At 35.5% G+C, this 13,934-nt stretch carries 14 protein-coding genes; 4 read left to right on the top strand and 10 right to left on the bottom strand.

Annotation, left to right across the window (positions count from 1 at the left end):
• Window positions 1–185: 185 nt before the first annotated feature.
• Window positions 186–1,019, bottom strand: a complete 834-nt coding sequence (locus KRR19_RS07095) for a CPBP family intramembrane glutamic endopeptidase (RefSeq protein ID WP_002480229.1) — start codon at window positions 1,017–1,019, stop codon at window positions 186–188.
• A gap of 112 nt (window positions 1,020–1,131) precedes the next feature.
• Here KRR19_RS07095 and KRR19_RS07090 point away from each other — a divergent pair, with 112 nt between their 5' ends.
• Window positions 1,132–1,641, top strand: a complete 510-nt coding sequence (locus tag KRR19_RS07090; RefSeq protein ID WP_002480230.1) for an SA1002 family membrane protein — start codon at window positions 1,132–1,134, stop codon at window positions 1,639–1,641.
• Between the two features lie 44 nt (window positions 1,642–1,685).
• Here the strand turns inward: KRR19_RS07090 and rbsK are convergent, their stop codons facing one another.
• From rbsK to KRR19_RS07060, 6 genes are all read right to left on the bottom strand, one after another.
• Window positions 1,686–2,597, bottom strand: coding sequence for a ribokinase (rbsK, locus tag KRR19_RS07085; protein ID WP_002480231.1), 912 nt, complete (start codon window positions 2,595–2,597; stop codon window positions 1,686–1,688).
• A gap of 17 nt (window positions 2,598–2,614) precedes the next feature.
• A complete protein-coding gene (rbsD, locus tag KRR19_RS07080) occupies window positions 2,615–3,019 on the bottom strand; it encodes a D-ribose pyranase (RefSeq protein WP_023014834.1) in 405 nt (134 codons plus the stop codon).
• A gap of 17 nt (window positions 3,020–3,036) precedes the next feature.
• Window positions 3,037–3,918, bottom strand: coding sequence for a ribose/proton symporter RbsU (rbsU, locus tag KRR19_RS07075; RefSeq protein ID WP_002480233.1), 882 nt, complete (start codon window positions 3,916–3,918; stop codon window positions 3,037–3,039).
• Between the two features lie 171 nt (window positions 3,919–4,089).
• Window positions 4,090–5,085 (bottom strand): ribose utilization transcriptional repressor RbsR, encoded by a 996-nt coding sequence (rbsR, locus tag KRR19_RS07070; protein WP_002480234.1) that lies wholly within the window; start codon window positions 5,083–5,085, stop codon window positions 4,090–4,092.
• Between the two features lie 154 nt (window positions 5,086–5,239).
• A complete protein-coding gene (locus tag KRR19_RS07065) occupies window positions 5,240–7,825 on the bottom strand; it encodes a CDP-glycerol glycerophosphotransferase family protein (RefSeq protein WP_002480235.1) in 2,586 nt (861 codons plus the stop codon).
• Window positions 7,826–7,846: 21 nt separating this feature from the next.
• Complete coding sequence (locus tag KRR19_RS07060; RefSeq protein WP_002480236.1) at window positions 7,847–8,002, bottom strand: hypothetical protein; 156 nt, start codon at window positions 8,000–8,002, stop codon at window positions 7,847–7,849.
• A gap of 274 nt (window positions 8,003–8,276) precedes the next feature.
• Here KRR19_RS07060 and KRR19_RS07055 point away from each other — a divergent pair, with 274 nt between their 5' ends.
• Window positions 8,277–8,885 (top strand): class I SAM-dependent methyltransferase, encoded by a 609-nt coding sequence (locus tag KRR19_RS07055; protein ID WP_002480237.1) that lies wholly within the window; start codon window positions 8,277–8,279, stop codon window positions 8,883–8,885.
• A gap of 147 nt (window positions 8,886–9,032) precedes the next feature.
• On the opposite strand, the gene KRR19_RS07050 is transcribed toward KRR19_RS07055, so the two are convergent.
• Entirely contained in the window at window positions 9,033–9,782 is a 750-nt protein-coding gene (locus tag KRR19_RS07050; protein WP_002480238.1) for a sugar phosphate isomerase/epimerase family protein, read from the bottom strand.
• 179 nt (window positions 9,783–9,961) lie between these two features.
• Window positions 9,962–10,240: a GNAT family N-acetyltransferase gene (locus KRR19_RS07045; protein WP_002480239.1), complete on the bottom strand. Its 279-nt coding sequence runs from the start codon at window positions 10,238–10,240 to the stop codon at window positions 9,962–9,964.
• A 186-nt stretch (window positions 10,241–10,426) separates the two neighbouring features.
• Between KRR19_RS07045 and KRR19_RS07040 the strand changes: the two genes are divergently transcribed.
• Window positions 10,427–10,807: a (4Fe-4S)-binding protein gene (locus tag KRR19_RS07040; protein ID WP_002480240.1), complete on the top strand. Its 381-nt coding sequence runs from the start codon at window positions 10,427–10,429 to the stop codon at window positions 10,805–10,807.
• 164 nt (window positions 10,808–10,971) lie between these two features.
• On the top strand, window positions 10,972–12,210 hold the full coding sequence (gene pbp4, locus KRR19_RS07035) for a penicillin-binding protein PBP4 (protein WP_070684416.1): 1,239 nt from the start codon (window positions 10,972–10,974) through the stop codon (window positions 12,208–12,210).
• 56 nt (window positions 12,211–12,266) lie between these two features.
• Here the strand turns inward: pbp4 and KRR19_RS07030 are convergent, their stop codons facing one another.
• Window positions 12,267–13,538 (bottom strand): amidohydrolase family protein, encoded by a 1,272-nt coding sequence (locus KRR19_RS07030; RefSeq protein ID WP_216733557.1) that lies wholly within the window; start codon window positions 13,536–13,538, stop codon window positions 12,267–12,269.
• Window positions 13,539–13,934 lie beyond the last annotated feature (396 nt).

Here is a 13,934-nt window from a genome sequence, read left to right as displayed (position 1 = left end):
GTTTTAAAATTTGTAAACCCCTAAGCTCAACTTTTTTTAAATTTTTTGATTTGCTTCATATCAATACGCTTTAAAGCCTTGTCACTAAAGGATTTCTTTTAAAAATAAATATAAAAAAATCCTCTTTCATTAATGAGATACTCACATGAAAGAGGATGATAAAGACTAATTTCATTTGTATTAAGTTAAAAGTTTACTTTGAGCCGCTTCGCCAAATTAATAATCAGCACGATAAACAACACTGTCAAAATAATACTGCCTTCGATACCCATCGTACCGCCAGTCAGTATGTTATCCGTATGATATTTCGTTTTAAACAAACTGAAATTCAGTTCATTTCCACTGACATTAATCCCATAAATACAACCTTGTACGAAGTTCCATATAATATGGAACCCAGCAACTGTCCAAATCGTACCGTCGATTCTGTAGATTAAAGACAAGACAATACCGACTAAGAATATATTCGTCACACCGACAATGGAAATATTAGGGTTCATCCCATGGAGTAAGGTAAAGACCACTGCTGAACACACAATCGCAAAACGATCACCATATCGCTGTGTTAAACGTGTTTGGAGATATCCACGCATCAAAAGTTCTTCTGCGCTTGCTTGAATACAAAATCCAATAAATGCTAAACCGATACCTAATAACACCGTTTGATTCAGCGTATTACCGACAATTGAAATATTTCCAAATAACACTAAAATTAAAATCACTACAGAGAAGACGATAAAGCCGAATAAGCCTCCGATACCTAGCTTTCTAAAAGCATATGTACGGTAAATACCGACTGAACTTAACGGAAGGTGCTCTCTGTTATGTACATACCAAAAGAGAATTAATATTGAAAATATAAATGGGACAGGAAGTAGAATGACTTCTTGAAGGGGATGATTTCTGACCATTAAATAAAAAGGCCCCGCAAACAACCCGCCACCTAGCATCATCAAGATGGATAAGAGTGAAAACTTAAGCCAACTTCCCTTATAATGTTGTGTAAATTGATTTTCCATAAGTTGTTCTCCATTATATAATTAGTATAGTTTATCTATTTAATTTTCTCACAATCGGATATCTACCGCAAATATTATTTTTTAACTTCATTAATCAAAGGACGTGACATCTATGACGCTATTTAACATCATCTTAGTACTTATCATGTTTTTAGCTATTGATTATTTGGCTAATCTCGGTAAAAAGAAAAACGCATTCCTACAAACAGCACTCTTAAGTACACTCTTAATCTTTACCGCTTTTATTGCTTTACTGCTAGGTGTATCTATTATCTTATTAATAAGTGCTGTCATTGACTTGGGTAATGATTTATTCATAACGGGACTCTTAATGATTTTAACAAGTGGAATTATTGAATTTTTCTTACTTCGTTATTTCATCAAACGTTGGTTCAATGATGTATGGACCTTAACTGTCGTTGAATATTTCATCCAATGGTTATTAGTCTATCTCACCCTCTATCAAGTAATGACACAGTCATTATCTAGAATTAAATTAGAAGTCGACATCCATACGCTGTTTCATATCTTGAATATCGAAGCTTTGAATTTAACGTTACTGCCTGTGCTTTTAATCAGTTGGATCTCCCTCATCATGCATAAGATTAATCTCAGACAATGAAAAAAACCTATCCTCGCATATATGGATAGGTTTTTGAAATTCGTTTAATATTCAATGTCTTTTGCGAATGGGATAGAGATTTGCGCCCCTGCTTTTTGAACTGTATAAGATGCTGCTTTATTCGCAAAATCAATCGCAGTTTCTAAATTCATTTGTTTCACGTCAAACGCACTGACAAATGCGCCGATAAAAGTATCTCCGGCTGCTGTTGTATCCACAACATCAACTTTATATGCTTTGACTAAGCCAGAGTTGCCTTTGACTGCGTAATACGTACCTTGTGCACCGATAGTAATTAATACGACTTTAATTCCTAAACTTAAGAAATAGTCTGCGTTTTGAGCCATTGATTTTTCATCCGTCACTGGAATACCAGATAAGATTTCTGCTTCAAACTCATTCGGAATAATCACATCTATCAGTCCTAATAATTCTTCAGGCAATTCACTCGCTGGTGCTGGATTTAAAATCGTTGTAATACCATGCTTACGCGCAATTTCAAACGCACGGATAATCGCCGGTATAGGGACTTCTAATTGTGCCACTACATAATCCGCTTCTTTAATCACTGCTTCAGCTTGTGCCACATCTTCAGGTGTAATATCCATATTCGCACCGCCATAGACGTAGATGGTATTACTGCCGTCTTTATCTACTGTAATAAATGCTTGTCCCGTATCTGCTGTTTCTGATTCTGTAATATACTCGGTATTCATTCCTGCTTCTTTGAAACCTTCAAACATAAAGTCAGCTAAACCATCTTTACCGACTTTTGAAATAAACGTGGTATCTGCGTTCATACGTGCTGTCGCAATCGCTTGATTCGCACCTTTACCCCCGCCATATTTCTTTTGTCCTTCTTTGACATGCAAGGTTTCACCAGGTTTCGCATAACGCTCAACAGTTAAGAACTGATCCACATTCGTTGAACCTAAAATTACTACTTTATTCGTCATACTGTATCTCTCCTCGCTTAAAATGTCACATTAGATTCTAAAATAATATTTGAAAATGGTGTGATTTCACCTGTACGTATATTGCCTTTATTTAATGGATGACTTAAGTAGGCTTTCATTTCTGTATGTGGAATAAATTCAATCTCTACATCATCCTCTAACAGTGCTTTAATTTGTTTTAGCTGCGCTGGGTTATGTGTTTTAATTTCTTCAGCTAAATAGATTTTTTGAATTTTCATTTCTGTTAAGACTGTTTCTAGCACATCAATAAAGCGTGGCAACTCTTTTGTGACCGCTAAATCAATTCTACGTGCATCATTTGGAATCGGCATACCCGCATCATTAATGGTTAATAAATCAAAGTGGCCGATTGTCGCAATGGCTTGTGAAACATGACTATTTAATACAGGGGTTTTCTTCATTTCTATTCCCTCCAAAATTATTTAATAAAGACTGTGACTGTTGCGGCAGCTAAAATTAACACTAAACCAACCATCGTAATCAACATTTCTTTCTTCGTCTTACGTTGATTTAAGAAATAAATACCTGTTAACGTCGCAAGAACCACTGACGTTTGAGATAAAATAAAGCCTGTCGCAAGACCGTTCATATCTGGTTGTGCTGAAATTAAGTAAGTTAACGCCGCAAATGCGAAGAAGAAACCTGAAATGATTTGAAGCCATGTAATCTTATTCTTAAATGGATTGTCTTTCTTCATCATTGTTAAACCATAGATTACTGCGACGAGAACCATACCCATAGCTTGAGGTAAGAAGGCTGCTTTTCCTCCGATATCTGTCGCTTGTGGTGCAGCTGAATATAGCCAATATCCAATTTCACCAATCAGCAAGATAACTACTGCTTTCTTTAAGTTACCGCTGTTTTGTTCCTCAGGATGTTCACTCCATACTGTCATACGTGCACCGATTAAAATCACAATTAACGCCACAAAACCGATAATTTTATTGCTTAGTCCTGGCCAGTTACCTAACGCAAAGACACCCCATAATGAAGCACCAAGCAATTGGAAAGCTGTTGTGACTGGCATTGCTCTTGAAGAACCGATAAGTTCAAAGGCTTTGAATGTTAAAATTTGGCCGAAACACCAACCTGCCCCAGAAAGCAACGCAAACATTAAGTTCATACCTGTCGGGAAGTGTTGGGCTGTCAATCCCGCAAAGACTAACGCAAAGATTAATGTCCCTACCGTCGTTCCGATAATTTGATGGACTGGTTTACCTCCGAACTTTGACGCAATCGTCGGGAATAAACCCCAACCAAGCAATGGACCTAAACCAATAAGTAAAGCGACTAGATTCATGAATAACACCTCTATTTTTTTCTAAGTGGATTTAGTAAAACGTTTTACTTTACTCACATACTAGCACTTTTCATTTATTTTGTATACGTTTTCATATAGATTTAAGATTTTCGACACAATAAAAAACGAGTACACTTATCAAGGAATAAGCGCCCCGTCTTTGATGGATGATTATTGATTTAATTGTTGTGTTGTTTCTCTGACCACGAGTTCATTCGGCAATTCAATACGTTCAACCCCTTGATCAGTCTCCGTAATTTTCTTCACGATTAATCTCAGTGCTGTTTCCCCAATTAACGCAATGGGTTGGGCTACTGTCGTTAATGCCGGTGTCATATATTGTGAAAAACTGATGTTGTCATAACCTACGACTGAAATCTCTTCAGGTACAGCTTTACCACGTTCTTTTAGACCTCGTATGATTCCGATGGCCATTTCATCGTTAATCGCAAAAACCGCAGTCACTTGACTGTCGATGATTTGATCAACGATTTGTTTACCGCCTGAAGGTGATAGTTCTGTTTCTATCTTCAACGGTTTTTGAACATCATGGGATTCGCAATAATCTTCAAAACCTTTCACACGTGCCTGCATATTCGACATCATTTCATACGGTTGTACAATGGCAATATGTTGATGATTTAAATCAATAAGATGTGCTGCCGCTAAAGCACCGCCTGTCTGTTCATCTGTTCGGATGATATCGGTATATCCATTATCTTCACTTTGGTCTAACACGACATAAGGAACATTGTGTCTCTCTAAATAATTGTTCATACTTTCAGGTTGATCGATTAATCGCGCAATGACTAAACCGTCCATGCCTCTTTCAACTAAATGCTTGATGTTATGTTCTAGATGGTCACCTGAAGTACTTAAGAAGAATAAATCCACATAGTCCGGCTTATGTTGTTCCATACTCTGCATAATCGCTGAGAAGAAAGGGTTCGTTAAACTGGGGACTAAAACCCCGATTAATTTAATCGTATGTCCTCTTAATTGTTGAGCATTTTTATTTGGAATATAACCTAATTTATCTTTAGCTGTTAACACTTTATCAATTGTCGCTTGCGAAAAGCGTTCTTGTTTATGATTTAAAATGTGCGAAACCGTTGTTAAGGATACACCTGCTTCTTTTGCGACATCTTTAATTGAAACTTTCTTCATGAGTGCTTAATCCCCTTACGTTGACAGACTCGCTTACGCAAATGTGCCACCTTTTTATCTCTTTCATCATATCATCTCTGATTTCGTTTGTAGAGTTCAATTCAATACAAACAGCCTATATTGCGACATACAATACAGGCTGTTGTTTAAAATACTATGATTTTATATGACTCGCATTTTGAGCGTCTTGTTTTTTAAGTTCCTCGCAAATACTGTGATAGATACGTGCACAGTTCTGATGATCGATATGGTCGAAAATCAAGCTGCGGTCATAGTGTTGCGGTTCATTGTGTTTTACTTTGTCGGTAATTTTACTGATTAATTCATTTTCTGAATACGTAATATCACCGATAAAGGTTTCATTAATCGGTCTTAGAATGCCTTTTCTAAAGAACTTGTTCACATCAAAGTGATAGAAAATCACAGGTTTATCCATATAGTTAAAGTCCGTGCTGACTGTACTGAAGTCTGTAATCAGTAAATCATGTTCAATCAATAAGTCTTGAACAGTTTTCGTCCCAAGCTCTATAAAGTTCACATGTTTCAATTCACGTTCACTTAAGTAATCTTGGAAGAATTGTTGTGCTCTATAGTGCGGGTAGAAGTTGATTTCTACACCATATTGTTCACTTAAAGTTTTTAATTCAGGATTGTTCAAGAAACTGATATAACGTCTTAAGTATTCACTTTTTTCAAAGGCTTCATTACTGTTCAACCAATCACGCCATGTCGGCATAATTAAGACTTTCTTCATTTGTGGTTTAGGTTCTAGCGGCAATCTATCATAACGTGCTAAGCCAGTCACTGCGATTTCTTCAGGTTCATAGCCCATTTCATCAACTACGATATCGTATTTCTCATGATGGCTAGAGACATTGAATAAATCGAATGGGTCATCATAGAACTTCTTATGATATTCGACATTCTTTCTACCGAGAACTCCGTGTTGTAAGAAGATTTTAATCGTTTCATCATAACCGAAGAATTGTGGTGCTGCTTTATATGGCATAATATTTTCAATATCATGTGTACTCATGACCACTTTCGCTTGTGGGGCGATACGTAAATGTTCATCTGAACCAAAGACTAAGACATTCTCCATATCTTTGATTTTTTCATAGTCTTTAGATTCGCCATCAATGACGTAATAAACATCCGCTTCCGCATGTTCATAGAGCCACTCAAAGAGCTGAATGCCGCTTTCTTGTGCTGTATCCGTACGTTCTCCGACCATCCAGATATTCGGATCTTTATGATTATGGTTATTTAAAATTTGAAGTTGACGTTCTGTCATCGTAAACGTTTCAAATTTAATGTTTTTAAATGGCGTCAATGTCAACATAAAGAACGTCGTGAGACCATTCTCTTCTACTGTTTTTAACGTATGGATGCCGTCTTTCTTATAGACCCCTTGACGGTATTTGATTTTTTCTTTTCTGATTAATGTATCTTCATCATAAATTGTGATGAAGACATCGATAATCGATTTATTTTCAGTCAATAGCGTATTCAATTGGTCATAATCAATTGAGATATCATAAACGCCTCTCGCAATCGGTAAATGATATTGATTGCCTGAGATACGTTCTTCAAAGGTTAAATAATATCTGCAATGTTGATATAGCGGATGTGGCTGGAAGTACATATTCAAACTCTCTTCTGCCACTTGATTAATCCCTAATTTAAATTTAGGTTTACGGTGTGTAATGGTTAAACCGTATCGATTGCGGATTTGAAGCTGGTAAATTTCATGATCGATTTGATGTAAGGCATCAAACGGTCTTGTTTTACCTTGTAGTAAATAACAATGACCATTAATCTCAATAAATAATTTCTTCTTAATCGTTGTTTCTAAATGATCTAAAGCTAATTTAACTGTGACTTTATTACCCATCATCACTTGTGTTGGTAAGTAAACTGCGTTTTCGTAATCGACATCAATTAAACCTACTCGGATTTTATCCGTCTCATCAAAGCTGCCTTTGATGAAGAATGACAGGTTGATGTCTTCTGTGTTCATTAACTGTGTCATATAAACTTGGTCTACTGCGTAATACATACGATCAATCGAGAGTTGTTCATCCGTCCAGTCATATTCCATAAAGTAATGATGCACGACTTCTGGAGATTCAATTTTAGCTGGATACATCGTCGTCCCTTGTATCACATGTACTTTATAATTTTCTTTTTTCAAACGATCTTGGATATACGTGTAGTTAATCTTGTTATCTCTAAGATCTAGTACTTTCATATTTTGATCGTTAATTAAAAACACACTGTCTATGGGTGTTGAACTCGAAACTTCAATTGTGTCAGGACCTGCGCTTGTTAACGCGATAGGTAAAGCTTCGTTCACAAACTTGAAGCCTGTTTTAACTGGTTTAATCGTAATAGATTGATTAACAATCAGTTCGAAAATACCGTGATCCATATAGTATGTACGTCTTAATTCCGGTGCACGTGTCAGCCATAGGGCTTTTTGACCGTAATAGAATTTTATCGTTTGTGCAGGTTCAGCATGTGTAATAAAGTCGCTTTTAATTGCGACGATTAATTCATTTTTTTGATGTGATAAGATGTCGAACGTAATTTCTTGTTCGTCTAAAGTAATCGAAAAGTTGCGTGTATTAAAATAGATGAAATTTTCGTGACTGCATTTAAAAATAATAGTCCCTAGTTCTTTAATAATGTCACGAATCATAAATTGTCTAGTTAATTTATATCTGATTTTTTCAAGCACTATTTAGATGACTCCCTTCAACTAAATTTCTTCATCATTCATCCCTTGCGTCTCTTTTACATCTTCAGGTGTTTCAATATCCACTTCTGAAAATGCTTGATGGCGTTGTTTTAAGAGACGTTTCCAAAACCATCCTAGTATCACTACAGGAAACAACCACAGGATGTTCTTCCTCATATCCCTCACCTCTATTCCTCATAAATTATAACATGGTACATTAAAAATATAACAAAATTTTTCGTATTATCTTTTTTAATGTGAAAAAAGATAATTAAAAACAACTAAAAAAGTTACTTTAAACCATTTCGGTATTAAAAAACACAGACTACAACTTTAACTTTTCATAAATTTTATTTCTGAGATAGATAAATGAACACTCAGTTCGTTTTGATTGCCTAAATCTTTTAATCTTTTTAGACTAGTACTGAGGTTAAAGAGAGGAGGCATCACCATGAATCATTGGGATGAAAAATTTGATTACGACACATATATTTATGGTAAAGAAGCGAATCAATATGTTAAAAGCGTCTTTTTAGAAAAAGTAGATACACCAAAGAAAGTATTGATGTTAGCTGAAGGTGAAGGACGTAACGCAGTTTATCTTGCGACATTAGGCTATGATGTCACAACGTATGATTTATCTAAAGTCGGCATTGAGAAAGAATTAAAACTTGCGGAAGAAGCAGGTGTTACAGTCGATGCGAACTATGGTGATATCACTGCGTCTGATTTAACTGCAGAAAATGCCTATGATTATAGCGTGAATATCTTCGGACATGTTCCTCCAGAAGGTAAACGCGGGATGTTCAATAACTTAATCAAACCTTTAAAATCAGAAGGTCATAGTTACTTTGAACTTTATTCAACAGAACAACTCGAAAATAAAACAGGTGGCCCACCAAACAAAGCCATGCTTTATGAAGTAGATGAAATCAAAGGTTATCTTGAAGACCTTCCTGTTAAAATCCATAGTCTAGAAAAACGAGATATTGAACGTAAAGAAGGTACTGCACACACAGGACATGCGAGCGTCATTCAAGGACATATTGAAAAGCTATAATAAATAAATGAAAAGCTGAGACATGTATTAAAGCATACTTTGTCTCAGCTTTTATTTGTCTTTTGAAATATCAATGATGTTTTGCATGTAAAGAATGCGATTGTGATGAACTCATACTTGCATAAGCAAACTTTTCAGCAACTATCGCTACTTTCTTTCATTTTCTAACACTTCAATTGACTGCTTGTCTCTTAATACTTCATTAACATCGCTTGAAGGATATTCAAGACCTATTGGTAGCCCTGTTGGTAGTTTTTCAAATACTGATTTCCAATCAATAATACCTTTATCTAAGGATGTAACGATAAAGTTACCATTTTGTTCTGCTAGGTTTTTCAAGTGAATATAAGTAACATATGATCCTAGTATGTCAGCCGCATCAACTTCACTTTCTTGAACATATCGGAAATTACCCAAATCAAATGTATAACCTATATTTAATTTAGCTTTTTTAGCATCTTGTAAGAATTGATTAATCTTATTAATCGTTCCTGACTGTTGTGTTTGATCATTTTCAACCGTAAAGTTAAATGGTTGATCATTAATAAAATTCAGTTGTTTTAATTGACTAAAATGTCGATAATTTCCAATCGACATCTTTACATTAACCACATTAAGACGTTTAGCTTCTTCAAAATATTCGAAAATTTTAGGGTTTAATTCACCGTCATCTAAAAATATATAGTCGGGCACGCTATAAAATAACGTAATGTTTTTACTTTCTGCTGCTTTGCGCATCTCAGGAATTTCTTTGTCGATGTCTACGAAGTACTCTCTTCTAGGTTCAATTTTGTTGAAACCTAAAGATAAAATATCATCAAAAAGTTCAACTTGCTTCAAACCACTGTTAATTTTTGCTTGAAATACTAAGGTATTAAATACTAAGTTGTTGTTCATTGTTGTTCAGTCCTTTACATAAATTAGTAAACCCATTTATCATTCTCATCCATATCATAAACTGGTTTACTCAAAATGTCGACGCTTTCATTTTTTTATATTCAATGATTAAGACAAAAAAACAGACCTCTCTAAAGAAGAAGTCTGCTTGTTATCATAAGTCGTGTGTATAGAATGTGTTAGCTCTTTAATACATCCGCATATTCTGGTGTTTTATCAAAGACACTTTTCGCAAATGGACATAATGGAACGATTTTCATATTATTTTCTCTCGCATAATTGACTGCTGCTTCTACCATCGCATAGCCTACACGTTGGCCGCGTAATGCTTCTGATACTTCTGTATGATCAATAATAAATAAGTCTGGACCTGTTGGGACATATGTCATCTGTGCTTGATAGTTATTTTCATCTTGGCCTACATAAAATTTATTGTGTCCGTGTTTTACTTCTGTCATTGAAATCACTTCCCTCTTTTTATTAATTCGATATTACCTTGTGCACCTCTTAAAAGCAAGAATATTAACTTATCTTACAATACTGATTGTTATTATTAATAGTATAACGGGTTATATTAATTTTAAACAACTTATTTGTGTGCTATATTGAACTTAAGTATTTGGCATAATATGAGGAGTGATAAAATGAGAAAGACTTATACTAGTGAAACAATTGATGTCTCTTTTGAACCTGCGCGTTGTATCCATGCAGCTGAATGTGTGAAAGGATTACCACAAGTTTTTGATACAAAGAAACGCCCTTGGATTGACCCTGCGAATGCGACAGCTGATCAAATCGCAGAAGTCGTAGAACGTTGTCCAAGCGGTGCGTTGGAATATCATCGTAAAGACGGTAAACCAAATGAACATCACGAACACACAGAAATCTCAATCGGCAAAGATAACCAAATTATTATTAAAGGTGAATTTACGTTAAACCATAATGGTGAAGTCATTGAATTAAACCGTGCGATTTTAAAAGGCGGTCCGAATGTTTCGGATAATCCGTTCTATACTTTAGGTTAATCATCATATTAACTACACTTCTTGACTTGTTTATAAAAGAGTTAGAAGTGTAGTTTTATTAAGTTTATGCTTTATTAATAAATCTTATTTAAATCTTGTTGAATACAGTATTCTCTTATAGTAACGTAAGAGTATATTATCTTATAAAAGGATGGCCATACATTGTGAAAAGAGTTATAAGCATCATTGTGTCAGTTATGTTCTTAATGAATATACTGATTGCACCTACCGCTCACGCTGAACAGACGCCAATAGACGTTGCGAAAGAAAACCATCAAACGATTCAAAAACAGTTTGATCCTAAAAGTGCCTATGTGACTACCGAACAGGGACAAATTTTGTATGATTATCACGGCACACGTAACATCGACCCTGCTTCTACCACAAAGTTGATGACCATATACTTAATATTAGAAGACATCAAACAAGGTGACGCTCACCTGTCAGATAAAGTTAAAATCACACCGACTTATGAACAAATGTCTCAACTCCCGAATTTGACGACATTTCCTTTAAAAACTAAACAAACCTATACTGTAGACCAATTGTTGAAACAAGCCATGTTAGAGTCTAGTAACGCTGCGACATTAGTACTTGCACACCATGTGGATGGTGATATTTCTAAATTCACAGACCGCATGAACCACAAAGCGAAACAATTAGGGATGCATCATACACATTTTACTAATCCAAGTGGTGCGAATAACCAATTGATTCATCAATTTATCCCAAAGGCTTATAAAAGTGAAACAACTTCTCAAAGTACAGCACAAGACATGGCAATACTTTCTCAAGCAATCTTGAAACAGTATCCTGAGGTACTCAATTACTCAAAGTTAGAAACCGACAAACAGTATGGTAAAACACTAAAAAATACAAACTTATCGTTACCGCATGGTCCAGATGCATTAAAAATTGTAAATGCTGACGGTCTAAAAACAGGTACGAGTGAAAATGGCTACAATTTAGTATTAACAGCCAAACAAAAAGAACTACGTATCAACACAGTCGTTATGAATGTACAACCTTATCCTAATGAAGCTGCGAAACATGCACGCCAAAAGCTTGCGAATGCTTTAACGGAAGAAGCTTTCAAAAACTATGAATACCGTAAAGTTATCTCTAAAGGTGAACATGAAATTGATGGTAAGACGTATGAAGTAAAAAAAGATTTATATGATCTGGTGCCTAAAGACAAAGCTAAATATGACTTGAAAATTATTGAAGATGAACAATTAAAAGTAGACTATCCTAGAAAATTCCTTAAAGGTTATCATGCACCTTCTGTTGAAGTTGAGCCAGTAACGCACTGGGGTACTTTGATTTTAGGTGCGCTTGTCATGATTGGCGGTGTCATATTACTGACTGCAATCATCTATATTATTGTGAAACGACGTAAATAATCATTCTATATGTAAAAATGAGCGGAATCTCACAGGTTCCGCTCATTTTTTCGAATCTATTTTGTTTTACGTGTAACATCTAGTTCTGTTTCATATTTAGGTAATGCTTTCTTGAACAAGTATTCACCATGACGTACAGACGCTAGGCAGTCTGAGCGACGTCTTTGTGCTTCAAATACTGTTGGCGCATCTACTACGATAAAGTTAGCAGGTTTACCTTCATCTAAACCGTATTCATCTTCAATGCGCATTAATTGTGCACCGTTGTAAGTGATTAAATCAAAGTTGCGTGGGAAGTCTTGTTCACGCATTAATTGTGTCGCATGCAGACCGTTATCTAAAATATTCATCAAGTTACCTGAACCTGCTGGATACCATAGGTCTACGATAGAGTCTTGACCAAATGCGACGTTAATGTCGTTATCTACAAATTCTTTTACGCGTGTTAAACCACGGCGTTTAGGATACGTATCTTGACGTCCTTGTAAGAATAAGTTCTCTGTTGGGCATGAAACAAAGTTCAAGCCAGATTGACGGAATAAGCCCATCATACGGAATGCATACGCATCATCTGCTGAACCGAATGAACAAGTGTGAGAAGCTGTCGTATAAGGGCCATAGCCTTGTTTCATTGCTTCTGCGTTCAATTGTTCAAGATAACGTGCTTCTGCATCATCTGTTTCATCACAGTGTACATCAATCAATTTGTCATATTTAATCGCAAGACGTACGATTTCTTTCACTGATTCTGCACCGTCTTCAGGACTCCATTCGTTATGTGGAATACCTCCGACACAGTCAGCACCTAGTTTCAATGCTTCTTCTACTAAGTCGCGACCTGTTTTACCGTCTTCTTCGAATGAATACATACCATTTTGTGGGAATGCGACCACTTGAATCGTGATATTGTCTTTCAATTCGTCTCTGACTTCAATTGCCGCTTTAATCCCTGTTAAGTTAGGGTCTGTACAGTCTGTTTGTGCATGGATATATTGTGTTCCGTAACTTGCGACATCATTGACTGCTTTACGCATACGTGCTTTCATTTCTTCTTTTGTCGTACCTTTTTTATAATCATTCCATAAATCAATCGCTTCAAATAGCGTACCTGATTCGTTTTTGATTTTAGGATCTTGTCCTGTAAAGTAGTAATCTAAATGCAAGTGTGAATCTACATAAGGTGGTAGCACTAAACGCCCTTGTAAATCGATGACTTCATCAGCATCGCCTAAATCATTACCGAACGCCACAAACTTGCCGTTCTCTACTAAGATTTCAGAGGCATCATCATGTTTATAGATTGATGCGTTAATAAATTTTTTGCTCATTTCCATTCCTCCATCTCTCTTACCTTCACAAACAAAAAATTATTCAGTATTCCAAAAATGTTACATCCCAATTTTATCAACTTAAGATTCAATAAAGAAACTTAACGCATTGAGTTTTACCACTTCGAAGCTATTTTAACCATATGTTCAAACTGACGCCCATATTAATATGTAAAAATTATTTTATATTTTTATCGACTTGTATTGTGATACTGTTATATTATATAAATGCGATATAAAGAGCTAAGTAAGCTGTCACTTACTTAGCTTCAGACCGTAGACAAACTACCGTTATAACTTGAAAAAGTGTAACGGTAGTTTATTTTTTTTATGAAATTTTCGAAAATATGTATAAAAATCTTTATAATAGAAGTCCTCACGGACTCTTATGTAAGC

Origin of the sequence: Staphylococcus sp. CWZ226 (genome assembly GCF_018986355.1) — a bacterium.
GTDB lineage: Bacteria > Bacillota > Bacilli > Staphylococcales > Staphylococcaceae > Staphylococcus > Staphylococcus simulans.
Note: the sequence above shows the minus strand (reverse complement) of the source record. Positions and strands in the feature narration are given on the sequence as shown.

What these genes read in the sequence shown, in the direction of transcription:
- KRR19_RS07055 (WP_002480237.1), top strand. Translation starts at nt 8,277, where the DNA reads ATGAATCATTGGGATGAAAAATTTGATTACGACACATATATTTATGGT.
- KRR19_RS07060 (WP_002480236.1), bottom strand. Translation starts at nt 8,002, where the DNA reads ATGAGGAAGAACATCCTGTGGTTGTTTCCTGTAGTGATACTAGGATGG.
- KRR19_RS07095 (WP_002480229.1), bottom strand. Translation starts at nt 1,019, where the DNA reads ATGGAAAATCAATTTACACAACATTATAAGGGAAGTTGGCTTAAGTTT.
- KRR19_RS07040 (WP_002480240.1), top strand. Translation starts at nt 10,427, where the DNA reads ATGAGAAAGACTTATACTAGTGAAACAATTGATGTCTCTTTTGAACCT.
- KRR19_RS07050 (WP_002480238.1), bottom strand. Translation starts at nt 9,782, where the DNA reads ATGAACAACAACTTAGTATTTAATACCTTAGTATTTCAAGCAAAAATT.
- rbsU (WP_002480233.1), bottom strand. Translation starts at nt 3,918, where the DNA reads ATGAATCTAGTCGCTTTACTTATTGGTTTAGGTCCATTGCTTGGTTGG.
- KRR19_RS07045 (WP_002480239.1), bottom strand. Translation starts at nt 10,240, where the DNA reads ATGACAGAAGTAAAACACGGACACAATAAATTTTATGTAGGCCAAGAT.
- rbsK (WP_002480231.1), bottom strand. Translation starts at nt 2,597, where the DNA reads ATGACGAATAAAGTAGTAATTTTAGGTTCAACGAATGTGGATCAGTTC.
- KRR19_RS07030 (WP_216733557.1), bottom strand. Translation starts at nt 13,538, where the DNA reads ATGAGCAAAAAATTTATTAACGCATCAATCTATAAACATGATGATGCC.
- rbsR (WP_002480234.1), bottom strand. Translation starts at nt 5,085, where the DNA reads ATGAAGAAAGTTTCAATTAAAGATGTCGCAAAAGAAGCAGGTGTATCC.
- KRR19_RS07090 (WP_002480230.1), top strand. Translation starts at nt 1,132, where the DNA reads ATGACGCTATTTAACATCATCTTAGTACTTATCATGTTTTTAGCTATT.
- rbsD (WP_023014834.1), bottom strand. Translation starts at nt 3,019, where the DNA reads ATGAAGAAAACCCCTGTATTAAATAGTCATGTTTCACAAGCCATTGCG.